At 71.8% G+C, this 25,364-nt stretch carries 25 protein-coding genes and 1 pseudogene; 14 read left to right on the top strand and 12 right to left on the bottom strand.

Going from position 1 to position 25,364, the window contains the following annotated elements:
* The first annotated feature begins 11 nt into the window (after positions 1 to 11).
* The 5 genes from LG388_RS01545 (at position 12) to LG388_RS01525 (ending at position 6,284) form a co-directional block, all read left to right on the top strand.
* Positions 12 to 1,013, top strand: a complete 1,002-nt coding sequence (locus LG388_RS01545; RefSeq protein WP_225781093.1) for an ABC transporter ATP-binding protein — start codon at positions 12 to 14, stop codon at positions 1,011 to 1,013.
* Positions 1,010 to 1,843 (top strand): ATP-binding cassette domain-containing protein, encoded by an 834-nt coding sequence (locus tag LG388_RS01540; RefSeq protein ID WP_225781092.1) that lies wholly within the window; start codon positions 1,010 to 1,012, stop codon positions 1,841 to 1,843. Before LG388_RS01545 ends, LG388_RS01540 begins: the two co-directional genes overlap by 4 nt.
* Before the next feature lie 156 nt (positions 1,844 to 1,999).
* The gene (locus LG388_RS01535) at positions 2,000 to 3,502 is read left to right on the top strand and encodes an ABC transporter substrate-binding protein (protein WP_225781091.1); all 1,503 of its coding nucleotides are present in this window, start codon (positions 2,000 to 2,002) and stop codon (positions 3,500 to 3,502) included.
* Between the two features lie 186 nt (positions 3,503 to 3,688).
* A complete protein-coding gene (locus LG388_RS01530; RefSeq protein ID WP_225781090.1) occupies positions 3,689 to 5,173 on the top strand; it encodes an ABC transporter substrate-binding protein in 1,485 nt (494 codons plus the stop codon).
* Between the two features lie 268 nt (positions 5,174 to 5,441).
* On the top strand, positions 5,442 to 6,284 hold the full coding sequence (locus LG388_RS01525; protein WP_225781089.1) for an NYN domain-containing protein: 843 nt from the start codon (positions 5,442 to 5,444) through the stop codon (positions 6,282 to 6,284).
* Between the two features lie 33 nt (positions 6,285 to 6,317).
* On the opposite strand, the gene pcp is transcribed toward LG388_RS01525, so the two are convergent.
* The 7 genes from pcp to LG388_RS01490 form a co-directional block, all read right to left on the bottom strand.
* Positions 6,318 to 6,992 carry a pyroglutamyl-peptidase I gene (gene pcp / locus LG388_RS01520; RefSeq protein WP_370630071.1) on the bottom strand — a complete coding sequence of 225 codons (675 nt, stop codon included), beginning with the start codon at positions 6,990 to 6,992 and terminating at the stop codon, positions 6,318 to 6,320.
* Positions 6,993 to 7,000: 8 nt separating this feature from the next.
* Entirely contained in the window at positions 7,001 to 7,741 is a 741-nt protein-coding gene (pxpA, locus tag LG388_RS01515) for a 5-oxoprolinase subunit PxpA (protein ID WP_225781088.1), read from the bottom strand.
* A gap of 100 nt (positions 7,742 to 7,841) precedes the next feature.
* Positions 7,842 to 8,849 (bottom strand): biotin-dependent carboxyltransferase family protein, encoded by a 1,008-nt coding sequence (locus LG388_RS01510; protein WP_225781087.1) that lies wholly within the window; start codon positions 8,847 to 8,849, stop codon positions 7,842 to 7,844.
* Between the two features lie 20 nt (positions 8,850 to 8,869).
* Entirely contained in the window at positions 8,870 to 9,529 is a 660-nt protein-coding gene (pxpB, locus tag LG388_RS01505) for a 5-oxoprolinase subunit PxpB (RefSeq protein WP_225781086.1), read from the bottom strand.
* A 17-nt stretch (positions 9,530 to 9,546) separates the two neighbouring features.
* Entirely contained in the window at positions 9,547 to 10,050 is a 504-nt protein-coding gene (gene coaD / locus LG388_RS01500; RefSeq protein ID WP_225781085.1) for a pantetheine-phosphate adenylyltransferase, read from the bottom strand.
* Positions 10,051 to 10,131: 81 nt separating this feature from the next.
* A complete protein-coding gene (gene rsmD, locus LG388_RS01495) occupies positions 10,132 to 10,770 on the bottom strand; it encodes a 16S rRNA (guanine(966)-N(2))-methyltransferase RsmD (protein ID WP_225781084.1) in 639 nt (212 codons plus the stop codon).
* A 22-nt stretch (positions 10,771 to 10,792) separates the two neighbouring features.
* On the bottom strand, positions 10,793 to 11,428 hold the full coding sequence (locus tag LG388_RS01490; protein WP_225781083.1) for a LysE/ArgO family amino acid transporter: 636 nt from the start codon (positions 11,426 to 11,428) through the stop codon (positions 10,793 to 10,795).
* A gap of 76 nt (positions 11,429 to 11,504) precedes the next feature.
* Between LG388_RS01490 and LG388_RS01485 the strand changes: the two genes are divergently transcribed.
* Positions 11,505 to 12,410, top strand: a complete 906-nt coding sequence (locus LG388_RS01485; RefSeq protein ID WP_225781082.1) for a LysR family transcriptional regulator ArgP — start codon at positions 11,505 to 11,507, stop codon at positions 12,408 to 12,410.
* A gap of 114 nt (positions 12,411 to 12,524) precedes the next feature.
* On the opposite strand, the gene LG388_RS01480 is transcribed toward LG388_RS01485, so the two are convergent.
* The 3 genes from LG388_RS01480 to LG388_RS01470 form a co-directional block, all read right to left on the bottom strand.
* The gene (locus LG388_RS01480) at positions 12,525 to 13,079 is read right to left on the bottom strand and encodes a BON domain-containing protein (RefSeq protein WP_225781081.1); all 555 of its coding nucleotides are present in this window, start codon (positions 13,077 to 13,079) and stop codon (positions 12,525 to 12,527) included.
* Between the two features lie 253 nt (positions 13,080 to 13,332).
* Positions 13,333 to 14,742 carry a pitrilysin family protein gene (locus tag LG388_RS01475; protein WP_225781080.1) on the bottom strand — a complete coding sequence of 470 codons (1,410 nt, stop codon included), beginning with the start codon at positions 14,740 to 14,742 and terminating at the stop codon, positions 13,333 to 13,335.
* A gap of 20 nt (positions 14,743 to 14,762) precedes the next feature.
* Positions 14,763 to 16,247 carry a pitrilysin family protein gene (locus LG388_RS01470; RefSeq protein ID WP_225781079.1) on the bottom strand — a complete coding sequence of 495 codons (1,485 nt, stop codon included), beginning with the start codon at positions 16,245 to 16,247 and terminating at the stop codon, positions 14,763 to 14,765.
* A gap of 29 nt (positions 16,248 to 16,276) precedes the next feature.
* On the opposite strand from LG388_RS01470, the pseudogene ftsY reads away from it, so the two are divergent.
* Positions 16,277 to 17,372, top strand: a pseudogene (gene ftsY / locus LG388_RS01465) (signal recognition particle-docking protein FtsY).
* 116 nt (positions 17,373 to 17,488) lie between these two features.
* On the opposite strand, the gene LG388_RS01460 reads toward ftsY, so the two are convergent.
* Positions 17,489 to 17,818 (bottom strand): FHA domain-containing protein, encoded by a 330-nt coding sequence (locus tag LG388_RS01460; RefSeq protein WP_225781077.1) that lies wholly within the window; start codon positions 17,816 to 17,818, stop codon positions 17,489 to 17,491.
* A gap of 231 nt (positions 17,819 to 18,049) precedes the next feature.
* Here LG388_RS01460 and LG388_RS01455 point away from each other — a divergent pair, with 231 nt between their 5' ends.
* Complete coding sequence (locus LG388_RS01455; protein ID WP_225781076.1) at positions 18,050 to 18,526, top strand: DUF962 domain-containing protein; 477 nt, start codon at positions 18,050 to 18,052, stop codon at positions 18,524 to 18,526.
* A 39-nt stretch (positions 18,527 to 18,565) separates the two neighbouring features.
* On the opposite strand, the gene LG388_RS01450 is transcribed toward LG388_RS01455, so the two are convergent.
* A complete protein-coding gene (locus LG388_RS01450; RefSeq protein WP_225781075.1) occupies positions 18,566 to 19,183 on the bottom strand; it encodes a 5-formyltetrahydrofolate cyclo-ligase in 618 nt (205 codons plus the stop codon).
* A 9-nt stretch (positions 19,184 to 19,192) separates the two neighbouring features.
* Here LG388_RS01450 and LG388_RS01445 point away from each other — a divergent pair, with 9 nt between their 5' ends.
* The 6 genes from LG388_RS01445 (at position 19,193) to LG388_RS01420 (ending at position 25,312) form a co-directional block, all read left to right on the top strand.
* Positions 19,193 to 21,214, top strand: a complete 2,022-nt coding sequence (locus tag LG388_RS01445) for a lytic transglycosylase domain-containing protein (protein WP_225781074.1) — start codon at positions 19,193 to 19,195, stop codon at positions 21,212 to 21,214.
* Between the two features lie 120 nt (positions 21,215 to 21,334).
* On the top strand, positions 21,335 to 22,015 hold the full coding sequence (locus tag LG388_RS01440; RefSeq protein WP_225781073.1) for a mechanosensitive ion channel domain-containing protein: 681 nt from the start codon (positions 21,335 to 21,337) through the stop codon (positions 22,013 to 22,015).
* 113 nt (positions 22,016 to 22,128) lie between these two features.
* Positions 22,129 to 22,692: an MgtC/SapB family protein gene (locus LG388_RS01435; protein WP_225781072.1), complete on the top strand. Its 564-nt coding sequence runs from the start codon at positions 22,129 to 22,131 to the stop codon at positions 22,690 to 22,692.
* A gap of 123 nt (positions 22,693 to 22,815) precedes the next feature.
* The gene (locus LG388_RS01430; RefSeq protein ID WP_225781071.1) at positions 22,816 to 23,499 is read left to right on the top strand and encodes a glutathione S-transferase family protein; all 684 of its coding nucleotides are present in this window, start codon (positions 22,816 to 22,818) and stop codon (positions 23,497 to 23,499) included.
* 107 nt (positions 23,500 to 23,606) lie between these two features.
* On the top strand, positions 23,607 to 23,960 hold the full coding sequence (locus tag LG388_RS01425; RefSeq protein ID WP_225781070.1) for a hypothetical protein: 354 nt from the start codon (positions 23,607 to 23,609) through the stop codon (positions 23,958 to 23,960).
* 89 nt (positions 23,961 to 24,049) lie between these two features.
* A complete protein-coding gene (locus LG388_RS01420) occupies positions 24,050 to 25,312 on the top strand; it encodes a multifunctional CCA addition/repair protein (protein WP_225781069.1) in 1,263 nt (420 codons plus the stop codon).
* Positions 25,313 to 25,364 lie beyond the last annotated feature (52 nt).

Genomic DNA, 25,364 nt, shown 5'->3' with positions numbered 1-25,364 from the left:
AGACTCCCCCGATGGCACTCCTCGAAGTCAACGATCTCCACATCGGCCTGCAGACGCAGCGCGGGCCGGCGCAGGCCGTGCGCGGCATTTCCTTTTCCCTCGAACGGGGCCAGACCCTGGGCATCGTGGGCGAATCGGGCTGCGGCAAATCCATCACCGTGATGTCCCTCATGGGGCTGCTGCCCGGCAACGCGAAGGTCACGGGCAGCATCCGTTTCGACGGCCAGGAACTGGTCGGCCGGCCCGACAAGGAGCTGTGCCAGATCCGCGGCAACCGCATCGGCATGATCTTCCAGGAGCCCATGACGGCCCTCAACCCGCTGCACACCATCGTGCGGCAGGTGGGCGAGCCGCTGCGGCTGCACCGCGGCCTCACGAAGGCCGAGGCGCGCAAGGAAGTGCTGGCGCTGCTGGAGCGCGTGGGCATCCCCGACGCGCAGGCCAAGCTCGACGCGTACCCGCACCAGTTCTCGGGCGGCCAGCGCCAGCGCATCGGCATCGCCATGGCGCTGGCCTGCGGGCCCGACCTGCTGATCGCCGACGAGCCCACCACCGCGCTGGACGTGACGATCCAGAAGCAGATCCTCGATCTGATCCGCGGCCTGGTCGAAGAGCGCGGCATGGCCATGATCCTGATCTCGCACGACCTGGGCGTGATCGCCAACAACGTGCAGCGCATGCTGGTGATGTACGGCGGCAGCGTGGTCGAGAGCGGGCCCACCGGCGCCGTGTTTGCCGAGCGCGCGCACCCGTACACGCAGGGCCTGTTCGCCGCGCGCCCCGCGCTCGGCGCGCCGCGCGGCACGCGGCTGGCCACCATCCGCGGCAGCGTGCCCGAACTCGTGGACCTGCCGCCGGGCTGCCCCTTCGCGGGCCGCTGCGCCTTCACGGCCGACGAATGCCACGGCACGCGGCCCCCACCGGTGCCCCTGGCGCACTCGCACGCTGTGCGCTGCCTGCGGCTGGACGCCGTGGCGGCCGCGGCCGCCACGGGTGAAGGAGCGCCGGCATGAGCAGCGTGAACACGAACCCCGCCGCGCCCCTGCTCGAGGTGCGCGACCTGGTGCGCCATTACCCGCTGCCGCGCGAGAAGGTCTTCGCGCCGCCGCCCCTGGTGCGGGCCCTCAACGGCGTGAGCTTCGACGTGCAGCCCGGCCGCAGCGTGGGCATCGTGGGCGAGTCGGGCTCGGGCAAGTCCACCATCGCGCGCCTGGTGATGGCGCTGGACACGCCCACCTCGGGCAGCGTGAAGCTGCTGGGCCGCGACCTGCACCGCCTGCCGGCGGCCGAGCTGCGCCGCGCGCGGCGCGACTTCCAGATGGTGTTCCAGGATCCGTACGGCTCGCTGGACCCGCGCCAGACCGTGGCCAGCATCGTGGCCGAGCCGCTGGAAGCGCTGCTCGAGGGCACGCGCGCCGAGCAGCGCGAGCGCGCGGCCGAGTCGCTGGCCGCCGTGGGCCTGCGGCCGACCGACCTCGACAAGTACCCGCACGAATTCTCGGGCGGCCAGCGCCAGCGCATCGCCATCGCGCGGGCCCTGATCACGCGGCCCCAGCTCATCGTGGCCGACGAGCCGGTGAGCGCGCTGGACGTGTCGGTGCAGGCCCAGGTGCTCAACCTGATGCAGGACCTGCAGCAGCAGTTCGGCATCAGCTACCTGCTGATCAGCCACGACCTCGCGGTGGTCAACCACCTGTGCGACGAGGTGTGCGTGGTGCTCAAGGGCCGCATCGTGGAGCGCGGCGAACCGCGGCAGCTTTTCGCCCATGCCGAGCACCCGTACACGCGCTCGCTGCTCGACGCCGTGCAGCACACGCCCGCGGGCGGCGTACTGCACCGCTGACGCACGGGCGCGGGGCAGCGGCGAGCCACGGATGATTCGGTCATAAGCATCTGGTTGCGCAGGGCCCCGGCCTTGCGCATGATGCCGACGCCCACACGGCCGGCCCCGGCTCGGCAGTGCGGGCGTCCTGCATCCCGCCCAGAAAGACCGATCTCCGTGTTCCATCGCCGCTCCCTTCTCGCGACCGCCGCCAGTGCCGCTGCCGCGTCCGTGCTTCCCCTCGCCCTGCCCGCCCTGGCGCAGACACGCGGCAAGGACGCCGTCGTCATCGGCCTCACGCTGGAGCCCGCGGGCCTGGACCCGACGGCCAAGGCCGGCGCCGAGATCGCCGAGGTGGTGCTCTACAACGTCTTCGAGACGCTGACCAAGATCAACGCCGACGGCAGCGTCACGCCGCTGCTGGCCGAAAGCTGGGAGGTCTCGCCCGACCTCAAGACCTACACCTTCAGGCTGCGCCGCGGCGTCAAGTTCCACAACGGCGTGGACTTCGACGCGCAGTCGGTCAAGTACAGCTTCGAGCGCGCCGTGGGCGAGAAAAGCACCAACAAGGACCGGCGCCTGTTCGCGGGCTTCACGGTGCAGGTGGTGGACCCGCATACCGTGGTGCTGCTGCGCAAGGAAATCGATCCGAACTTCCTGTTCCAGCTGGGCCAGGCCTCGGCCATCCTCGTCGAGCCCTCGAGTGCCGAGACCAACGGCAGCAAGCCCGTCGGCACCGGTCCCTACATCTTCGGCAGCTGGAGCAAGGGCGCCTCGCTCACGCTGGACAAATGGCCCGCCTGGCGCGACGCGAACAAGGTGGCGCTGCGCCGCGTGACTTTCCGCTTCGTCTCCGAGGCCCCGGCGCAGACCACGGCGCTGCTGGCCGGCGACATCGACCTGATTCCCCATGCCTCGGTCTCGCGCAGCCTGCCGCAGTTCGAGCGCGACAGGCGCTTCCAGGTGCTGATCAACAACTCGCTGGGCAAAGCCATCCTGGCCATCAACAACAAGAAGGCCCCCTTGAACGACGTGCGCGTGCGCCGCGCCATCGCCGCCGCCATCGACCGCCAGGCGGTGATCGCCGCGGCCATGGACGGCCGGGGCGTGGCCATCGGCAGCCACTACGTGCCCAGCCTGCCCGGCTACGTGGACACCACGGGCGTCAATCCCTTCGACCTCGAGAAGGCCAGGCGCCTGCTGGCCGAGGCCGGCGTGAAGACGCCGCTGGAGCTGAACTTCGTGGTGCCGCCACCGCCCTATGCGCGCCAGGGCAGCGAGCTGATCGCGGCGCAGCTGGCCAAGATCGGCATCGTCGCCAGGATCCAGAACGTGGAATGGGCGCAGTGGCTCAGCGGCACCTATGGCAACAAGAACTACGACCTGACGCTGATCCTGCACGTCGAGCCCTTCGACCTGGACAACTTCGCCAAGCCCGACTACTACTGGGGCTACCAGTCGCCGCGCTTCAACGAACTGTTCGAGAAGGCGCGCACCAGCCCGCGCGAGGCCGACCGCCTGCGCTACCTGGGCGAGGCGCAGCGCCTGCTGGCCGAGGACTCGGTGCATGCCTGGCTGTTCCAGCCGCAGTTCGTCACCGTCGCGCGGCGCGGCCTGCGCGGGCTGTGGAAGGACCTGCCCATCCTCGCGAACGACCTCGCAGCCCTCTCCTGGAGCTGATCGCCGGGCCGGTGCGGGCCGCGTGGCGGGGCCCGTGGCGTGCGTCACTGAAGCCTGGGGGACAGGACTCCCCGGAAACCCGCTGCGCCTTCGGCCGCGGCTGCGCTAGCATGTAAGTACTCGTAGCAAGCGGGCATGGCACTGTTCATGCTCGTGCTTCTCTTTCCCTCCGGAGATCGACCTCACATGCTGAACCGCCGCACCGTTCTCACCTCGGCCGCCGCCACGGCACTGGCCACCGCCGTGCCCGCCGCCATGGCCCAGAGCCGCAAGGATGCCCTCGTGCTGGGCATGGCCCTGGAACCGCCGGGGCTGGATCCCACGGCCGGTGCCGCCGCCGCCATCGCCGAGATCACGCAGTACAACATCTTCGAGACGCTGACCAAGATCAATTCCGACGGCAGCGTCACGCCGCTCTTGGCCGAAAGCTGGGAGGTCTCGCCCGACCTCAAGACCTACACCTTCAAGCTGCGCCGCGGCGTCAAGTTCAGCAATGGCGAGCCCTTCAATGCGCAGGCGGTGAAGTTCAGCCTGGACCGCGCCAAGGCCGACAAGAGCACCAACAAGGACAAGCGCGGCTTCTCCAAGCTGTCGACGCAGGCGGTGGACGAGCACACGGTGGTCGTGATCAACAGCGAGATCGACCCCAACCTGCCTTTCGTGCTAGGCCAGGCCACGGCCGCCATCGTGGAGCCCAAGAGCGCCGAGACGAACGCCACCGCGCCCGTGGGCACCGGCCCCTACAAGCTGGAGCGCTGGAACAAGGGCTCGTCCGCAATCCTGGTCAAGAGCGACACGTTCCGCGATCCCAAGCTGGCCAAGCTCAACCGCGTGACCTTCCGCTTCGTGTCCGATCCGGCCGCGCAGGCCGCGGCGCTGATGGCCGGCGACATCGACGCCTTCCCGCGTATCGGCACGCGCGTGGTGGCGCAGTTCCGCAACAACCCGCAGTTCCAGGTCCTGAGCAGCGGCTCGCGCGCCAAGACCATCCTGGCCATCAACAACAGGAAGCTCAGCGACGTGCGCGTGCGCCGCGCGATCCTGGCCGCGCTGGACCGCAAGGCCTTCATCGAAGGCGCGGCCGACGGCTTCGGCGTGCCCATCGGCAGCCACTACGTGCCCGGCGCGCTGGGCTACGTGGACACCACGGGCATCAACCCGCACGACGTGGACAAGGCCAAGAAGCTGCTGGCCGAAGCCGGCGTGAAGCTGCCCCTGGAACTGACCATGACGCTGCCGCCGCCGCCCTACGCGCGCCAGGGCGGCGAGATCATCGTGGCCCAGCTGGCCAAGGTGGGCATCAACGTCAAGATCCAGAACGTGGAATGGGCCCAGTGGCTGTCCAACACCTACGGGGGCGGCCACAACTACGACCTGTCCATCATTTCGCATGTCGAGCCCTTCGACCTGGACAACTACACCAAGCCCGACTACTACTGGGGCTACCAGTCCAAGGCCTTCAACGACCTGTTCACCAAGATCCAGAACACGCCGAGCGAGCAAGAGCGCGCCAAGCTGCTGGGCGACGCCCAGCGCATGCTGGCCAACGACGCGGCCAACGGCTTCCTGTACCAGCCGCTGTGGCCCACCGTGGCCAAGAAGGGCGTGCGCGGCCTCTGGAAGGACATGCCGATCTTCGTGAACGACCTGGCCGCCCTCTCCTGGGCCTGAGCCGGCAGCGGCCGTGCGCCGCGGCGCCCCCTGAGGCGCTGCGCCACGCCCGAGCAGGCCGCGCCTGCGGGCGCGGTTTTCTTGGGCCCGCCGGCCACGGCCGCCCGGCGCGCCCATCGCCCGCGCCTTTGCAACCCTTCAGGCTTCGGGGCTGCGCCGGGCCGGCAGCACCGCGGGCTGCCTAGAATGCGCCGTCGCAGCGCGCCTACCTTCTACCCGCGCCGCGCACTGCCCCCTCTTCAGGGGGCTTACCGTTTCTGGAGCCCTCATGAATCGCTATGTGGTGATGGTCGACGCCGGCTACCTGCTGCGCCAGGCCGTCGAGATGCTGAGCCAGCGCGCCAGCAGTTCGCGCGCGGACCTGGACATTCCCGACCCGGCCGCACTGATGGACCTGCTGCTGGCGCAGTCGCGCGCCACGCTCGACCTGGCCGGCAAGGAACTGCTGCGCATCTACTGGTACGACGGTGTGATGGCGCACGGTTTCACCGCGCAGCAGAAGGCCATCATGCAGGTGGACGACCTGCAGTTCCGCGCGGGCACCATCGACTGGCGCGGCCACCAGAAGGGCGTGGACTCGCTGATCGTGAGCGACCTGATCGAGCTGACCACGCACCACGCCATCTGCGACGCCGTGCTGGTCACGGGCGACAGCGACCTGGCCGTGGGCATGGAGCTGGCGCAGCGGCGCGGCGTGCGCATCGCCGTGCTGGGCGTGGAAGACCTCGCCGCCGGCGTGGCGCATCACCAGAGCTTCGAGATCACCACGCGCGCCGACCGCGTGGGCCGGCTGGGCCGCACGGAACTGCAGGCCGTGGTGCGCTACGTGCCCGGCGCCGCCGCCGCGCCGGCCTACACGCAGTACCTGCACGACGCGCGCACGCCCGCCCCGCCGCTGGACACCGACACCAAGGCGCAGATCGCCGCCGCCGTGCAGGCCTTCGCGGCGCAGCTGGCGATGCCGCTGGCGCAGGTGGTGGACCCGAGCACCCACCGCATCGACGCCGCCGTGGACAAGGCGCTGCTGCAGCATGTCTATGGCACGCTGGGGCGCAAGCTGGCCGAAGCCGAGAAGGTGTTCATCCGGCAGGTCTTCCGCGACGCGCACTGAGTGCCCGGCCCCGCGGGCAGCCTGCACGGGCGCTCAGTGCAGGGCGCCGCCGGCGAGCTTCAGGTCCTGCGTCTGCGCGACGCTCACCTGCACCGCGATGCGCAGGGCCGCCACGGCGTCGGCCAGCGCCATCGCGGGCGGCGGCCCGGGCAGGTGGGCGGCCTGCTCGGGCAGGTAGGGAATGTGGATGAAGCCGCCGCGCACGCCCTGCCTCTGCGCATCGGGCTGCGCCAGCCGGTGCATGAGGCCGTAGAACAGGTGGTTGCACACGAAGGTGCCGGCCGTGTTCGACACCTCGGCCGGCAGGCCCGCGGCACGCACGGCCTGCACGATGGCCTTGATCGGCAAGGTGGCGAAGTACGCAGCCGGTGCGCCCGGCACCACGGGCTGGTCGATGGGCTGGCAGCCCGCGTTGTCGCAGATGCGGCCGTCGTCCAGGTTGATGGCCACCCGCTCGGGCGTGAAGGCGCTGCGCCCGCCGGCCTGCCCCACCGCGATCACGCAATGCGGCTGCAGTTGCGCCAGCGCCGCATCCAGGGCCGTCAGCGCGGCGCCGAAGGCGCAGGGCATGCGCCGCGCATGCACCTCCACCGCGCGGGCGCCGGCGCCGAAACGCCAGCCATCGAGCGCGCGCACCGCTTCCCAGGACGGGTTGACGGCCGCGCCCTCGAAGGGATCGAAGCCGGTCAGCAACACCCGCATCGCCATGCCCGGTCTCACGGCAGCGGCGCGATGGCAATGCCCTCGGCCGTAAGCCGTTCCCGGATGCGGCGCGCGAAGGCCAGGGCATGCGCACCGTCGCCATGCAGGCACACGCTCTGCGCGTTCACGGCCACGCGGCTGCCGTCGATGGCCGTCACCGCCCGGTCGCGCACCAGCGACAGGGTCTGGGCCAGCGCGGCCTCTTCGTCCTCGATCAGCGCGCCGGGCTGGCCGCGCGGCACCAGGCTGCCGTCGGGCAGGTAGCCGCGGTCGGCGAACACCTCCTCGACCGGCGTGAGCCCGGCGCGGCGCGCCGCGTCGATCATGCCGCTGCCGGCCAGCCCGAAGAACTTGAGCGCGGGGTCGACCAGGCGCACGGCCTCGCACAGCGCGGCGGCCAGTTCAGGCTCCTTCACGGCCTGGTTGTAAAGCATGCCATGCGGCTTGACGTGCGCGAGCCGCCCCCCTTCGGCCTTCACGATCGCGGCCAGCGCGCCGATCTGGTAGAGCATGCCCGCCACGATCTCCTCGGGCGGCAGCTGCATGGCGCTGCGGCCGAAGTTCTCGCGGTCCGGGAAGCTCGGGTGCGCACCGATGGCCACGCCGTTGCGGAGGGCCCAGCGCACGCACTGGCGCATGGTCTTCGCGTCCCCGGCATGCCAGCCGCAGGCGATGTTGGCCGAACTCACCAGCTGCAGCAGCGCTTCGTCGTTGCCGGCGCCTTCGCCGAGGTCTGCGTTGAGGTCGATGGACATGGGGCTTCCTGATGCCTGAAGGGGCGCGTCATGAATCACACGGGGGCGTGCGGTGCGGCTGCACGCTTCGGGCCAGTCTAGCGCCGACCCGACCCGGCGCTCAGGCCAAGGGCCAGTCGCGCAGCGCCAGCGCCGCTTCGATCTGCGCCAGGTACCGGCGCTGCCGTTGCCAGGCTGCCAACGCCTGTGCCGTATCGACCGCCACCAGCCGCAGCCGCCCGCCCAGCGGCGCCTGGGCCAGCTTCCACAGGTCGGCGCGGATCACGACCGCGATGCGCGGGTAGCCGCCCGTGGTCTGCGCATCGCCCATCAGGATGATGGGCTGGCCCGAAGGCGGCACCTGCACCGTGCCCGGAATCACGGCCGAGGACAGCATGTCGCCGCTTTCGCGCCGCACCAGCGCCGGGCCCTCGAGCCGGCTGCCCATGCGGTTGCTCTGCGGCGTGATGCGCCACGGCGCGGCATGGAATTGCGCACGCACGGCGTCGTCGAACTGGTGGGCTTCGGGGCCGGGCAGCACGCGCAGGACGGTCGTGTTCGCGGTCGCGCCGGCCGGCGCAGGCGCCTCCCAGGCTTCGGGGCCGCGCACGCCGAAAGGCGCGCTCGCGCGCTGGGCCTCGCTCAGCACCACGGGCCCCACGGCCAATGCGTCGCCCTTGCGCAGCGCCCGCCCTTCGAGCCCGCCGAAACCGGCCTTGAGGTCGGTGCTGCGCGAGCCCAGCCGCAGCGGCACGTCGATGCCGCCGGCCACGGCCAGCCAACTGCGCACGCCGGCCTTGTCGCGCCGCCGGTTGGCACCGCCCAGCACCAGGGTCTGGCCGGCGCGCACGGGCAGGCTCCACAGCGGATGCACGGGCGCGCCGTCGAGCCGCGCGTCGAAATCGTCGCCGGCCAGGGCGATGCGCGTGTCCTGTTCGAAGCGCAGCGCGCAGCCGCCCATCGTCAGCTCCAGCCCGGCGGCCCCGGCCGGGTTGCCCACCAGGCGGTTGGCCAGCGTCAGGCCCAGCGTGTCGAGCGCGCCGCCCGGGCACACGCCCAGCTGCCGATGGCCGGGGCGCCCCAGGTCCTGCACGGAGGCGAGCAAGCCGGGCCTGAGCAGGGTGAGCACGGGGGCCTGCGCCTTCGCGTTCACAGCGTGATGCTCTGCGCCACGAAGCGCACCTGGTCGCCGGGCCGCAGCAGCGTGGGCGAGGCGGCCTGCGGATCGAAGAGCTGCAGCGGCGTGCGGCCGATGAGCTGCCAGCCGCCGGGCGACGGCGAGGGATAGATGCCGGTCTGCGCACCGCCGATGCCCACCGAGCCCGCCGGCACGGCCGTGCGCGGCTCGCTGCGACGCGGCGTGGCCAGTTCGGGCGCCAGGCCCCCCATGAAGGCGAAGCCGGGCAGGAAGCCCAGCAGGTAGACCACGTACTCGCCCGCGCTGTGGCGCTTCACGACTTCGGCCGGCGACAAGCCCGTGTGGCGCGCCACGTCATGCAGGTCGGGGCCGTGCTCGCCGCCGTAGTCCACCGGCACTTCGACCGTGCGCGCATCGGCGCCCGGGGCCGCGGCCAGTTCGGGCCACCGGGCCCGCACGCGCTGCGCCAGCACGGCAGCGTCCACCTGCTCGGGGTCGAACAGCAAGGTGAGGTTGTTCATGCCCGGCAGCACCTCGCCGACGCCGGGCCAGGCGCCGGCCTCGCGCGCCAGCGCCCACAGGCGCCGCTGCACGGCCAGCGTGGCGGGCGGCGGCAGCTCGCACAGCAATGCCGCGTCGCCCAGGGCGTGCAGGCGCGGCAGGTCTGCCATGCGCGGTGCTGGGCGGATCAGCTTCTGCCGAGGCTGGCCACCTTGGCGGCCAGCTGCTGCTGCACGTAGGGCGAGACGAACTTGTCGACCTCGCCGCCCAGCATCGCGATCTCGCGCACGAAGGTGCTGGAGATGAACTGGTACTTGTCGCTGGGCGTGAGGAAGACCGTCTCCACCTCGGGCATCAGCGAACGGTTCATGCCCGCGAGCTGGAACTCGTAGTCGAAGTCGGTCACGGCGCGCAGGCCGCGCACCATGGCCTTGCCGCCGCGCGCGACGACGAAGTCGCGCAGCAGGCCCGAGAAGCTCTCGACCACCACGCGGTCGCCATAGGGCTTGACCACCTCCCGCGCCATGTCGATGCGCTCCTGCAGCGAGAACAGCGCCTTCTTGTGGTGCCCCGCGGCCACCGCGACGATGACATGCGAGAACAACTGGGTGGCGCGCCGGACCACGTCTTCGTGGCCGAGCGTCATGGGATCGAAGGTGCCGGGATAGACCGCGATCACATCGGCTGTCATGGGGAGTCCTCCTCTGGGGGCCGGGGTGTCTCTTGCCGGCGCATTATGTACGCCATGCTGCAGCGCCGCAGTCCCGGCCGTTCAGGCGGCCGGCAGGGGCGCCAGCAGATGCGCGTGCACGGCGCCCGCGCGCAGGTGGCGCAGCACCTGCAGGCCATGGGGCGCCAGGGCCTCTTCGTCCCACGCGCGGTCCGACTCCAGGTAGACCACGCCTTCGGGCCGCAGCGCCGGCTTCACGGCCCGCAATGCGCGCTGGTAGAGCGCCAGTTGATCGAAGGGCGGATCGACGAAGACCACATGCAGGCTGGCCGGCGCGGCCCGTTCGAGCTGCGCCACGCCGTCCCCGCGCTGCACCTGCACCGCCTCGGCGCCCAGGCGCTCGCGCGTGGCCTTCAGCTGCGCGACCAGCGACGGCTCGTGCTCGCACAGCAGCACCGAGGCCGCACCGCGCGAGGCGGCCTCGAAGCCCAGCGCACCGGTGCCCGCGAACAGGTCCAGGCAATGCCAGCCCGGCAGCTCGCCGCCGCCGGCGCCGGCGCGGCTGGCCAGCCAGTTGAAAAGCGTTTCGCGCACCCGGTCGGGCGTGGGCCGCAGACCCGGGCGGTCGGCCACGGGCAGGCGGCTGCGCCGCCACTGGCCGCCGATGATGCGCACCTCGTGCGGGGCGGTGCGGGCGGCGGCAGCGGCGGAGGTGGGGGCGCGGACAGGCTTGCGGGGCATGGACCGAGCTTAACGCCCGCCGTCAGCCGCCCCAGGCCTGCCGCGCCACGCCGGCGCCCAGGGCCAGCATGCCCAGGCCGACGCCCGCGTCCAGCCATTGCCAGGCGCGTGGCCGCGCGAACAGCGGCGCCAGCCAGCGCGCCCCGAAGCCCAGCGTCGTGAACCACAGGGCGCTGGCCAGCACGGAGCCGGCGACGAAGGCCGCGCGCGCGGCGCCCACCTGCTGCGCCCCCACGCTGCCCACCAGCAGCAGCGTGTCCACGTACACGTGCGGGTTGAGCAGCGTGAAGGCCGCGGCCTGCGCCAGCGCGGCCGGGCGCGACAGGCCTGCCGCGCCCGCGCCGGCGCCCACCAGCCCGGCGGCGGGCCGGCGCGCGCGCCACAGCGCGCACAGGCCGTAGCCGGCCAGGAAGGCAGCCCCCGCGCCGGCCAGCGCTCGCGCCACCCCCGGGTGCCCGGCCAGCACGCGGCCCATGCCGCCTACGCCGGCGGCGACCAGCACCGCATCCATGGCCACGCAGAACAGCACGATGGCCGGCACGTGCTCGCGCCGCAGCCCCTGGCGCAGCACGAAGGCGTTCTGCGCGCCAATGGCCACCGTGAGGCCCAGGCTCAGCGCAAAGCCCTGGGTGAAAGCGAGATCGAAAGCGTGCGACATGCCCGCATGTTGCGGGCTGCGAGCGGTTCAGACAAACTGAATCGGCTAATGCCGATTCAGTTTTCCTAATCTACCCATGCTCGACTACGCCGCCCTTTCCGCCCTTGCCGCCGTGGTGCGCGAGGGCAGCTTCGAGCGTGCCGCCCGCGCGCTCCACGTCACGCCCTCGGCCGTCTCGCAGCGCATCCGCCAGCTGGAAGAGCGCGTGGGCTGCGCGCTGGTGGTGCGCGGCCAGCCCTGCCACGCCACCGAGGTCGGGCAGCGCCTGTGCCGGCACGTGGACCAGGTGCGGCTGATGGAGCACGAGCTGCGCGAAGTGCTGCCCGTCGCGGCGGTCGACCCGCTGGCGCCCCGGCTGCGGCGCGTGACGCTGCCGGTGGCCGTCAACGCCGACAGCCTGGCCACCTGGTTCGCGCCAGCCGCCGCCCGCTTCGCGGCCGAAGCACCGGTGCTGCTGGAGGTGGCGGTGGACGACCAGGACCACACGGCCGAGCGCCTGCGCAGCGGCGCCGTGCTGGCCGCCGTGACGGCGATGGCCGCGCCGGCCGCCGGCTGCAACAGCCGCCCGCTGGGCGCGATGCGCTATGTGGCCACGGCCAGCCCGGCCTTCGTGGCCCGGCACTTTTCGGCCGACGGCGTGAACGCGCGCACCCTGGCCGAGGCACCCAGCCTGATCTTCGACCGCAAGGACCAGCTGCAGGCGCGCTGGGTGCGCCGCCAGTGCCGCCGCGCGGTGGAGCTGCCGCGGCATGCGCTGCCGTCCACGCAGGCCTTCATCGAGGCCTCGCTGGCCGGCATGGGCTGGGGCATGCAGCCCGAGGCGCTGGTGCGGCCGCTGCTGGACAGCGGCGCGCTGGTGGAACTGGTGTCGGGCGCGACGCTGGACGTGCGCCTGTACTGGCAGCATGCGCGCGCCGCGTCCTCCTTGCTGGAAGGGCTGACGAGCGCCGTGCTGGCGGGCGCACGCGCCGCGCTGCACTGAAGCACGGGTTCGCATCGGCAGCAACGAACCATCGGGCGGGCCGGCGGCCGTGCCATCTTGCGAAAGATGGCTGCGCAGGATCGGCCGTCCCGAGGGCTCGGCAGCGCGCGCTCGTCAGGACGGCCGCACCTGCAGCCTGTTGTCCACGCCCGTGACCCCCGCCACTGCCTTCGCCACCTGCCCGGCGCGCGCCTTGGCCGCTTCGCTGGGTGCCGCGCCGTTCAGGGTGACGACGCCGCCCTTCGTGTCCACGTCGATGCGCAGGGCACTGAGTTCCGGGTCCTTGGCCAGCTGCGCCGACACGGCGGCCGTGAGGCTCGCGTCGTCCACCTGCCGGCCGATCGCGCTGCCAGCCGTCTTCAGCGCGGCCTGGGCATCGGCGCCGGCTTCCTTCAGCGCCTCGCCGGCGCGCGCGGCGGTGGGGCCAGCCTCGGCGCGCACGTCCGCCGCGGTGGAGGCGGCGATATCACGCGCCTTCCGGGCGGCTTCCTGCGTGCGCGCGATGGCATCGTCGAGCTTCTCGCCGGGTGTGGCGGGCGCCGGCTGGGCGGCCGGCGGCGCGCTGGCGGCCGGCGCCTCGGCCGGCCGGTCGCAGCCGCCGAGCAGCGCGAGGGCCACGAAGCCGGCGGCCAGCGGCAGCGGATGGAATGGGCATGGACGGGAGGTCATGCGGGGCTCCTTGGAAAAGCGGCGCATCGCCGGGCGGCGGGAGGCCGCGAAGGCGGCGGCGCCCCGTCGCCCGCGCGGCGGGCCGGCCCTGGCAGCGGCGAACCGGCCAGAGGGCAGCGACGCCTGCGCTGCGCCACGGAATGGGCTGAAGCTTGGGCCCGGCGCGACCCGCGCGCAGCCGCTGGCGCGCGTCAGCGGGCGTAGGACCGCGCGCGTTCCGCGCGGAGGACGCCGCGCGCGGACTGGTCGGCCTTCAGCGGCCGCCCACCACCACGGTGACCATGCGTTCGGGCTGCAGCACGGCCCGCATGGCCTCGCGCACCTGCGCCACCGTCACGGCGTTCATCTTCGCCGTCCAGGTGTCCAGGTAGTCCAGCGGCAGGTCGTTCCAGGCGATGTTGGCCACGTTGGATAGCAGCTTCGCATTGCTGTCCAGCAGCAGCGGAAAGCCGCCGATGAGGTTGTCCTTGGCCGCCTGCAGCTCGGCCTCGGTCGGGCCGTCGGCGACGAACTTCTGCAGCACCTCGCGCGCCACCTGCACCGCCTGCGTGGCCTGGTCGGGCCGGGTCTGGAAGCCGATGCGGAAGGCGCCCGCATGCAGGCCCGGCGAGAAGGTGCTGTACACGCTGTAGGCCAGGCCGCGCTTCTCGCGCACCTCTTCGGTCAGGCGCGACACGAAGCCGCCGCCGCCCAGGATGTAGTTGCCCAGCGTGAGCGCGAAATGCCGCGGATCGTTGCGCGGATAGCCCGGCTGGCCGATCCACACATGGGCCTGGGCCGACTCGAAGGGAATGTGCTCCTCCTGCGCTTTCGCCAGCGCGGGCACCTCGGCCACCGGCGGCAGCGCCGGGCAGGCCTGCTGGGGCAGGCGCGCCAGCAGCCGGCTCGCGATCTGCTCGGCCTGCGCGCGCGTGACGGCGCCCACGATGCTGAGCTTGGCGCGGCAAGGGACGATGGTCTGCGCATGGCGCGCGCGCATCGCCGCGGTGTCGATGGCCGCCAGCGTGGCCTCGGTCGCCTCGGCGCCGTAGGCATGGCCGCCGTACACCAGGCGGTTGAAGGCGCGGCCGGCCTGCGGGCCGGGCCGGGTCAGCGATTCGCGCAGCGCGGCCGTCAGGCGCTGGCGCTCGCGCGTCCACACCTCGTCGGGGAAGGCCGGCTCGCCGATCTGGCGTGCCGCCAGCGCCACCGCGCGGTCCAGCAGCGCGGGCTCGGACAAGGTGCGCAGGGTGAAGCTCATGCGGTCGCTGCTGGCGCCCACGCCGAAGTCGGCGCCCAGGTCGGCCCAGGCTTCGCCGAGCTGGTTCTCATCCAGCGCCGGCTCGCTGACACAAGCCCCCACACTCCCCGCTTCGCGTGGTTCGCTGCCCCCCGAGGGGGCGGTGCCCGCCTGGGGGCGGCCCGGCGTCGGGCACTCGCGCGCCATCACCCCCTTCTCCACCATGCCGGCTGTCACCCCAGCCAGGCCGGTCTGCGCGGCGGGGTCGCGCCGGCTGCCGGCATCGAAGTCGATCTGCACGTCGACGATGGGCAGTGCGTCGGTGGCCGCCAGGTACACCTTGGCGCCATTGGGCAGCTGCCAGTGCTCGATGGGCACCGCCGCCTGCGCCACGGCAGCGCAGGCCAGCGCCCAAGCGCCCAGCAAGGCGCGGGCGCCCGTCATGCGGAAAGACTGCCGCGCGCTCATTGCATCTCTCCACCAGCGGGAGCCGCAAAGCCGCGCCCGCGCGCAGCCTTCGGGTCCACGGGTTGGGGCCACAGCGTGGCCACGGTCAACTGGTCGTCGCCAAAGTACTTGGCGGCCACGGCCTGCACCTGCGCGGCCGTCACGGCGCGCAGCTTTTCGATCATGCGTTCGCTGGCGTCCAGCGGCAGGCCCTGGATCCAGTTGCTGCCGAGTTCGCGCGCCTGCGCCATGACGGAATCGCGCTTGTAGGTTTCGCTGGCCACCCACTGGGTCTTCACGCGCGCCAGCTCGGCCTCGCCCACGCCGTCCTGCGCGATGCGCGCCACCTGCGCGCGCAGCGCAGCTTCCACGGCTTCGGGGGTTTTGCCCGCGGCAGGCACGCCGCTCAGGCCGAAGAGCTGCGGGCCGCGGCCCACCAGCCCGTACCAGGCGCTCACGCTGTCGGCCACGCGGTCGGGCCCCTGCGTGAGCGCGCGCGAAAGCCGTGCGCCGGTGTAGCCGTCGAGCACGGCCGACAGCACCAGCAGCGCCCAGGCGTCGGTCGGCGTATCCAGATTCTGCGGGTCGATCTGCGGCACGCGGAAGGCGAGCGACACGTACGCCTGCTCGGCCGGCGCTTTGAAGGCCAGCCGGCGCAGGCCGCGCTGCTCGGGTTCGATCTGCGGCTTGCGCGCGGGCACGGCACGCGCCGGGATGCGGCCGTAATGCCGTTCGGCCAGCGCGCGCACGTGTTCCACGTCCACGTCGCCCGCGATCACCAGCGCCGCATTGGCCGGCACGTACCAGCGCTGGAAAAAATCACGCGCATCCTGCGGCGTCATGGCCTCCAGGTCGCTCATCCAGCCCACCACCGGGCGGCGGTAGGGCGAGGCGACGAAGGTCACGGCGTTCTGCTGCTCGCCGAGCAGCGCGCGGGGCTGGTCTTCGGTGCGCATGCGGCGCTCTTCCTTGACCACCTCGATCTCGCGCCTGAATTCCTCGTCGGGCCACTGGCTGTTGGCGAAGCGGTCGGCCTCCAGCTTCATCATCTCTTCCAGCCGCTCGACCGGGATCTGCTGGTGGTAGCCGGTCATGTCGCGCGAGGTGAAGGCGTTCTCGCGCCCGCCCAGCGCCGCCACGCGGCGCGAGAACTCGCCGGGCTTGAGCGAGGGCGTGCCCTTGAACATCATGTGCTCCAACACATGGGCCACGCCGGTGGTGCCGTCCACCTCGTCCATCGAGCCCACGCGCACCCACAGCATCTGCACCGCGGTGGGCGCGCGCCGGTCGGGCTGCACGATCAGCGTCATGCCGTTGGCCAGCGTGAACTGCTGCGGCGGCGACCAGACCGGCCGCGAGGCGGCCGCGGGGGCGGCCGAAGAGGAAGACGGGGCTGCGGGCGCCTGGGCCAGCAAAGCCGGAGCGGCCAAGGCCAGGGCCGCGCCGAGCGCCGCCTGCCTTGCCACGCCGGCCACCGAAGGGCGTGGCGAGGGGTGTTTCATAGAATCCCGTGGATTCTAGAAACGCCCGAATGTTCAGCTTCTTCAAGAAAAAAGCGCCGCCGCCTGCCGACGCCGCGCCGGCCGAGGCATCCGCCCCGGCCGCGGTGACGGACGCGCCGCCCCGGCCCCGGCCCGGTCCCCGCCCCGCTGCCTTCGCCTGTTGCGGCTGCCGCGCGCGCGGCGGCCCCGGCACCGGTCGCCAGCACCGAACGCCAGGGCTGGATGGACCGGCTCAAGTCGGGGCTCAAGAAGACCGGCAGCGGCATCCAGGCCGTGTTCGTGAACGCGCAGATCGACGACGCGCTGTACGAAGAGCTGGAAGACGCGCTGCTGATGGCCGACACGGGCATTCCGGCCACCACCCACATCCTGCAGGACCTGAAAGACCGCGTCTGGCGCACCAGTGCCACCACGCCGGCCGCCGTGCGCGCGCAGCTGGTCGAGTCGGTGGCCGCAGTGCTCCAGCCGCTGGAAAAGCCGCTGACCGTGGGCCGGCACACACCCACCGTGATCATGGTCGCGGGCGTCAACGGGGCGGGCAAGACCACCTCCATCGGCAAGCTGACCAAGCACCTGGCGCAGGCGAACTGCACCGTGCTGCTGGCCGCGGCCGACACCTTCCGCGCCGCTGCGCGCGAGCAGCTGGCCGTCTGGGCCGACCGCAACCTGGTGGAGATCGTGAGCCAAGAAGGCGGCGATCCGGGCGCCGTGAGCTTCGACGCCGTGAACGCCGGCCGCGCCCGCGGCAAGGACGTGGTGCTGGTCGACACGGCCGGCCGCCTGCCCACGCAGCTGCACCTGATGGACGAACTCAGGAAGATCAAGCGCGTGGTGACCAAGGCGGATGCCACGGCGCCGCATGAAGTGCTGCTGGTGATCGACGGCAACACGGGCCAGAACGCGCTGAACCAGGTGCAGGCCTTCGACGAGGCGCTGGGCCTGACGGGCCTGGTCGTGACCAAGCTGGACGGCACGGCCAAGGGCGGCGTGCTGTGCGCCATCGCGCGCTGGGGCAGCGAGCGCAAGGGCGGCCCGGTGCCGGTCTACTTCATCGGCGTGGGCGAGAAGCTCGAAGACCTCGAAACCTTCAGCGCGCGCGAATTCGCGCAGGCGCTGATCGGCTGAGGCACCGCGCCCAGCGCAACACGCGCGGGCCAGGCCGAATGCCCCCAGCGCAAGGGCCCGCTGCCGGAAGGCAGCGGGCCCTTGTCGGGTCGGAGGCCACAGAGAAGGCGGGACGCTCAGCGCACCGTGACCACGTCCTGCGGGTCGCGCGCCTCGGCCTGATGCTCCACGTAGCGGATGTCGCAGTCGCCGACGCGGATCACGTCGCGGTGGCGCAGCTGCGCCCGATCGATCTTGCGGCCATTGAGGTAGGTGCCGTTGCTGCTGTCGAGGTCGCTGACGTACACCCCGTCCTCGCGCACCGACAGCAGCGCATGCAGGCGGCTGGCCAGTGGCGTGTCCAGCAGCAGGTCGCTGCCCTGGGCGCGGCCGATGGTCATGCGTGCGCGGTTGAGCGCAATCGTCTGGCGTTCACGGTGACGCCCGGTCACGATCAATTGGTTCATTTTTCGTGCTCCCTGATGGCCTGTGCCGGAGGGCCTGCGAAGGCCGGCCGCAACTCCGCGACAGCGGCTGCAAGTGTGCCCCGCACGGTCAATAGGCAGAAACAAAAAGTTCTCACTCGGTGCGCGCTGATGGACAAGGCACGCACGGGCGCGGGATCCGGTGATCTATTGCACAGGGCCCGCCCCACGAGTAGCCTGTGGCGCATTCCACAAGAGAAAGGAGACAAGCGCATGGACACCCCAACCGCCCCGCTGGAAGGCCGGTCTGCCGCCGGCCCGGCCCGCCGCGTGGACCGCCTGCTGGCCCACTACGGCGAGAGCCACCGCCACCCGACCAACGAACGGATCCACGTGGGGGCCATCCCGGCCATCATGCTGAGCATCGTGGGCATGCTCCATGCCCTGCATCCCTGGGCCGCCTACGCCTTCATTGCCGCCAGCCTCGTCTACTACGCGCTGCTGCGCTCGCCGGTCTTCCTGGGCGTGATGCTGCTGTGGACGGCCGCGCTGCTGGCCATCGTGCATGCGCTGGGCGAATGGGTGCTGCCGGTGTCGGCGGCGCTCTTCGTGGTCGGCTGGATCTTCCAGTTCATCGGCCACCGCATCGAGGGCAAGAAGCCCTCCTTCTTCGAGGACCTGCAATACCTCTACGTGGGCCCGCTGTTCGTGGCCAACCTCGGATTGCGCCGCCTGGGCATCCGGCCCTGAGGCGCCGCTGGCCGCGCGCGCCCGTGCGCCGGCCGGCGATCAGCCCACCGGCCAGACCACGCCGTGGTCGTTGAGGATGGCGTCCAACGGCAGGTCGTGCGGCTCGGGCTCGAAGTTCTCGATGAAGCCCTGGCCAAAGCCCAGCCCCACGGTGAAGGGCCGCGGCTCCAGCGCCGCGAGCGTGCGGTCGTAGAAGCCGCCGCCATAGCCCAGCCGGTAGCCGCCGGCGCTGTAGCCCAGGCAGGGCACGAACAGCAGCGTGGGCACGATCAGCTCGGTGTCCTTGGGCTTGGGGATGTCGTAGGCGTCGTTCTCCATCGGGCAGCCCGGGTACCAGGCGTGGAAGGTCAGCGTCTTGTGCTCGCGGTTGACCACCGGCAGCCCGATGCGGCGGCGCTGCGGCTCGGCCAGCAGCTCGCCGTCTTCCTTCCAGCGGTGCAGCGCCGGCAGCGGATCGAATTCCCCCTTGATGGGCCAGTAGGCGCCGATCACGGTGTCGGACCGCCCCACCAGCCAGATGCGCATCACCCGCTGCAGCATTTCGGCCCGCTGCAGCCGGTCGGGCAGGTTCAGGCGCTGCTCGATCAGCGCTGCCCGCAATTGTCCCTTGAGGAAGGAAGCCGTTGCCGCGCGTTCATCACCGTGTGCTTTGTCCATAATCCCTCGATGCGATTCCCAAGCATTTTGGCACCCCGCCGCGGCGGTCTCCGCCCCCATCTGGCCGCACTCCTGTCCACCGTCGTGCTCGCCGCCAGTCCGGCAGCGCTGCCCGTTCATGCCCAAGGCGCGGGCGACGAAGTGATCACGCAGATGAAGCAGGCCTTCACGCGCGGCGACAAGGCGCGGCTCGCGGCCCTGCTGCCGCAGGCCGCGGGCCATCCGCTGGAACCGTGGGCCGCCTACTGGGAGCTGCGCGCCCGATTGCAGGACGCCAGCAGTGCCGAGGTCCAGGCCTTCCTGGCGCGATGGGCCGGCAGCTACCAGGAAGACCGCCTGCGCAACGACTGGCTGCTGCTGCTGGGCCAGCGCCGGCAGTGGGACGAATTCGCGCAGCTGCACCCGGCCTTCCGCATGAACGACGACCGCGAGGTGCAGTGCTACGCCGTGCTGGTGGACGCGCTGCGCACCGGCCAGGTGGCGCCCGAGCGCGCCGCCGTGGTGCGCCGCAACTGGCACGCCCAGCGCGATCTGGACGACGGCTGCCTCACGGCCGCCGACCGCCTGATCGCCAGCCGCGCCCTGCGCGAGCAGGACGCCTGGATCAAGGCCCGCCTGGCCATGGAAGCCAACCGCCCCGGCGCCGCGCGCGCCGCGGTGAACCTGGTGGCGCCCGACGCGCTGGCCGCCTTCGACCAGGCCAACGCCAGCCCGACCAAGTTCCTGCTGGGCAGCGCCTCGGCGGCCAGCCGGGCGCGCAAGGAAATCGTGGTCTTCGCGCTGATCCGCATGGCCGTGGCCGACCCCGATGCCGCGGCACGCCAGCTCGACAGCAAGTGGGGGCCGATGCTCACGCCCGAGGAGCGCAACTGGGTCTGGGGCACGATCGGCCGCCAGGCGGCCGGCAAGCTCTCGCCACTGGCCGGCAGCTACTTCGCGAACGTGACGAAGAACGCCGATCTGAGCGACGAGATGCTGGCCTGGAAGGTGCGCGCGGCCTTGCGCACCGGCCAGTGGAAGGAGGTCAGCGCCGCCCACGACGCCATGAGCGACGAGGCGAAGCAGGACCCGGCCTGGATCTACTGGAAGGCGCGCGCGCTGAACCAGCAGGGCGGCGAGCGCCGCCGCGAAGAGGCGCGCGAGATGCTGCAGGGCATTGCCGGCACGCGCGGCTTCTACGAGCTGCTCGCGCTGGAAGACCTGGGCCAGCTCGCGCAGGCCGCCACGCCGCCCGCGCCGCTCACGGCCGAGGAACGCGCCGCCGCGCGCGCCAACCCCTCGCTGCAGCGCGGGCTGTACGCCATCGCGATGGGCCTGCGCAGCGAAGGCGTGCGCGAATGGAACTACGCCACCAATCTGCACGACCCGGGCGGCATGGACGACCGTGCGCTGCTGGCCGCGGCCGATCTGGCCTGCCAGCGCGAGGTCTGGGACCGCTGCATCAACACCAGCGAGCGCACCAAGGGCGTGATCCATGCCGAGCAGCGCTTCCCGATGCCCTTCCACGACGCGGTGATCGCCAAGAGCCGCGCCATCGGCCTGGACCCGGCCTATGTCTACGGCCTGATCCGGCAGGAAAGCCGCTTCATCATGGACGCGCGCTCGCACGTGGGCGCCTCGGGCCTGATGCAGGTCATGCCCGCCACCGCGCGCTGGACGGCCAACAAGATCGGCCTCACGGGCTTCACGCCCAGCCAGATCAACGACCGCGACACCAACATCACCATCGGCACCGCCTACCTGAAGCTCGCGCTGGACGACTTCGACGGCTCCATGCCCCTGGCCGCCGCCGCCTACAACGCCGGCCCGGGCCGCCCGCGCGCCTGGCGCAACGGCCCGGTGTTGGACGCCGCCATCTGGGCCGAGAACGTGCCCTTCGCCGAAACGCGCGACTACGTGAAGAAGGTGCTGGCCAACACCACCAACTATGCGGCGCTCATCACGGGCCAGCCGCAGTCGCTGCGCGCCCGCCTGGGCACCGTGGGGCCGCGCAACGCGGCCGAGCCGGAGCCGAACAAGGACCTGCCCTGAGCAGCCGGTGAGCGGCTTTTTCCCGGCCCCCTTTCGCCCTGAAGCGGGCGGGCGCGGCCAGATACGCCCACCACGCCCGCTCCGTGCCGGCCCGACACGGCGACCTGCTTTCTTCGCCCCATGAACCGCACCCTGCAGAACCTGCGCGCCCAGCTGCCGCCCTGGATGATCGAGTGGCTGGAGATCATCATTCCCGCCACGCAGGTGGTGCTGATCCTGCTCGTCGCCTGGGGCGTGTACCGCCTTCTGCGCCGGCTGATCCTGCGCGTGACGCAAAGCTATGGCCTGCCGGGCGACGTGGCCATGATCACGCGGCGCGCGCTGGGCTTCCTGATCTACGGTGGCGCGCTGCTGTGGAGCCTGGAGCGCCTGGGCGTGTCGGGCACCGTGCTGTGGACCGCCTTCACCGGCTTCGCGGCCGTGGGCGCCGTGGCCTTCTTCGCGGCCTGGAGCGTGCTGTCCAACATCTTCTGCACGCTCCTGATCTTCACCACGCGCATGTTCTGGCCGGGCGACACCGTGGAGCTGCTGGAAAACGGCGAGAAGCCCGGCCTCAAGGGCCGGGTGCTGGACATCAACCTGGTCTTCACCACGCTGGAGGAAAGCGGCGCCAGCACCGGCGGCACCACGCTGCGCGTGCCCAACAGCCTGTTCTTCCAGCGCGCCGTGCGCCGCTGGCACGGCCGCGCCCCGCGGCTGCCGGACACGGTGGGCCTGGCGCCGCCGGCGGCGGCCACCGCCCCTGCACCCCCCGCGGCGCCCGCCCAGCCCGCTGCGCCGGCGCCCTCCGCGGCCGCCTGAAGCCGCGCTGAGCGGCCGCCACCCCGGCGGCGCCGCAACTTCCGCTTCCGGCCTACACGGGCCGGCGCGGCCCGGCGCCACACTGCGGCGACCTCGACTCCGCTGCGCGCTGCATGGCCGATTCCGCCTGGGACGCGGTCACCGACGTGGTGGCCGCCGAGTTCTCCGATGTGCCCGACCTGGCCCAGCTGGTGCGCATCGGCATCCGGCTGCTGCTGGCGGCGCTGCTGGGCTTCATCCTCGGCTTCGAGCGCGAGCACCAGGGCAAGGCGGCGGGCGTGCGCACGCACATGCTGGTCTCCATCGGCGCGGCGCTGTTCGTGCTGGTGCCGCAGCAAAGCGGCATCGTGCCCGCCGACATGAGCCGCGTGATCCAGGGCCTGGTGGCCGGGGTGGGTTTCCTGTGCGCCGGCACCATCCTCAAGCACGGCCAGGGCGAAGGCCATGTGCAGGGCCTGACCACCGCGGCCGGACTCTGGCTCACGGCCGCCATCGGCATGGCCTGCGGGCTGGGCCGAGAGGTGACCGCCATCCTGAGCGCGCTGCTGGCGCTGGCGGTGCTGGCGCTGGTGCCGCGGCTGGTGGCGCTGATCGAGCGCGTCAGCGGCCCGCCGCGCGACGAGGCGATGGCGCACCTGATCACCCGGCCCGACGACGCGCCGCCCCCGCCCCGCTGAACCGCGGGCAAGGTCGCATCCGCGCATCCGGCATCAAAGGCGCGCGAAAGCAGCATCAACGGCGGGCCCGCAGGGCGCTAGCATGCCGCTCCCGTCCCTGCGTCGCACCTGCGGAACATCGTCATGAAGCTCTACATCGGCAACAAGAACTACTCCTCCTGGTCCATGCGCCCCTGGGTGCTGATGAAGCAGGCCGGCATCCCCTTCGAGGAAGTCATGGTGCGCTTCGACTCCTTCGAGGCCGAATCGCAGTTCAAGACCGCCCTCGCCGCCGTGAGTCCGGTGCAGAAGGTGCCGGTGCTGGTGGATGGCGAGCTGGCCGTGTGGGACACGCTGGCCATCGCCGAATACCTGGCCGAGCGCTTTCCCGACAAGCAGTTGTGGCCCGCGGACCGGGCCGCGCGCGCCCGTGCCCGCAGCGTCTGCGCCGAGATGCATGCCGGCTTCGGCGCGCTGCGCAGCCACTGCGGCATGAACCTGGAGGCGCACCTGCCCGAGGTGGGCGCCCGCCTGATGCGCGACGAACCCGGCGTGGCAGCCGACCTGCAGCGCATCGTGCAGATGTGGAGCGGCCTGCTGGCTGCGCATGGCGGCCCGATGCTCTTTGGTGCATTCGGCATCTCCGACGCGTACTACGCGCCCGTGGCCACCCGCATCCGCACCTACGCCCTGCCCGTACCGCCGGTCGTCGACGCCTACATCACGCGGCTGCTCGCGCTGCCGGGCATCAAGGCCTGGATCGATGAAGCCCTGCAGGAGCACGACTTCATCCCCATGGACGAACCGTACCGCACATCACGCAATTGAACTGGATTCCTGAATCACCGTTTTGCGGCAGGGTCGCCGGCAACGCTAAGATAAAGCGGCTGCCTTCCGATCAGGCGGCAGCGCAACCCGAAATTTCAGGAGATTCCATGAAGTCCAAGTCCCTGCAAGCAGCAGCTGCTGCCATTGCCGTCACGATGCTCTGCGCTGCCGCGCCGGCGTTGGCGCAGAACGCCGAAGAAGCCAAGGCCATGCCTTCGGCACCGACCACCCGCGCCGAACGCGCAGAATCCCGGAAAGAACGACTCTCTGCAACAGCAGAGGCCCAGAAGAAGGGACAAGTCGCGCCAGGCGGCGAGGCCACGCCAAGCCAGCCGCGTGCGGTCAGCGGCACCCGCGAAGAGCGCAAGGCAGAACGGGCTCAGAAGCGCAAGGAAGTCGCTGCGGCCAACAAGGCCGCGCAGCTTCCCCAGATGGGCGAGGCCGGCGAGCCGAAGAAGTAAAGCCATCATCAGGCTTGAACCAGGCGCCCCCCGGGGCGCCTTTTTCATGGGACCGTCCCCACCCACGCACGCATTCCTAAACTCGCGGCATGAATACCTACCTCGTCGGCGGCGCCATCCGTGATGCCTTGCTTGGCCAGCCCGGCAGCGACCGCGACTGGGTGGTGGTGGGCGCCACGCCACCACAGATGCTGGATGCCGGCTTTCTGCCCGTGGGGCGTGACTTCCCGGTCTTTCTGCACCCCGAGACACGCGAGGAGTACGCGCTGGCCCGCACCGAACGCAAGAGCGCGCCCGGCTACCGCGGCTTCGTGGTCCATGCCTCACCCGAAGTGACGCTGGAAGAAGACCTGGCGCGGCGCGACCTGACCATCAACGCCATCGCGCTGCCCGCAGCCCTGGCCGATGTGCAGCCGCTGCCGGCCGAGGCGCTGGTGGACCCCTTCCACGGCCGGCGCGATCTGCAGCACAAGGTGCTGCGCCATGTGACCGAGGCCTTTCGCGAAGACCCGGTGCGCATCCTGCGGCTGGCGCGCTTCGGCGCCCGCTTTGCCGACTTCGGCGTCGCGCCCCAAACGATGGCGCTGATGCGCGGCATGGTCGAGGCCGGCGAGGCCGACGCGCTGGTGCCTGAGCGCGTGTGGCAGGAACTGGCGCGCGGCCTGATGGAAGCCAAGCCCTCGCGCATGTTCGAGCTGCTGCGCGAATGCGGCGCGCTGGCCGTGCTGCTGCCCGAGGTGGACCGGCTCTGGGGCGTGCCACAACCGGCCGCGCACCACCCCGAAGTGGACACTGGCGTGCACCTGATGCTGGTGCTGGACATGGCGGCGCAGCTGCAGGCCCCGCTGGGCGTGCGCTTCGCCTGCCTGACGCACGACCTGGGCAAGGGCACGACGCCCGCCGACGTGCTGCCGCGCCACATCGGCCATGAGCAGCGCAGTGCGCGGCTGCTGGTCGGCCTGTGCGAACGCTGGCGCGTGCCGGTGGACATCCGCGAACTGGCCGACGTGGTGGCGCGTGAGCACGGCAACATCCATCGCAGCGATTCGCTGGATGCCGCAGGCGTGCTGCGCCTGCTGGAGCGCTGCGACGCCATCCGCAAGCCGCAGCGCTTCGAGGACGTGCTGCTGGCCTGCGAGTGCGATGCGCGCGGTCGGCTGGGGCTGCAAGACAGCGCCTATCCGCAGCGCGCGCGCCTGCTGCGGGCGCTGGCGGCCGCGCGTGCGGTGGACACCGCCCCCATCGCCCGCGCGGCGCAGGAAAAGGGGCGCAAGGGCCCGCAGATCGGCGCGGCCATCCATGCCGCCCGGGCATCCGCCGTGCGCGCGGCGCTGCAGGCGGATGCCGCCTGAGCGGGCGCCGGCAACGCAGGCGCCAGGCCGCCATCGGCCGCCCCTTTGCGAC

This window comes from Xenophilus sp. Marseille-Q4582, assembly GCF_916700565.1.
Taxonomy (GTDB): Bacteria; Pseudomonadota; Gammaproteobacteria; order Burkholderiales; family Burkholderiaceae_C; genus Xenophilus.
This window is presented reverse-complemented; position numbering and strand designations above follow the sequence as displayed.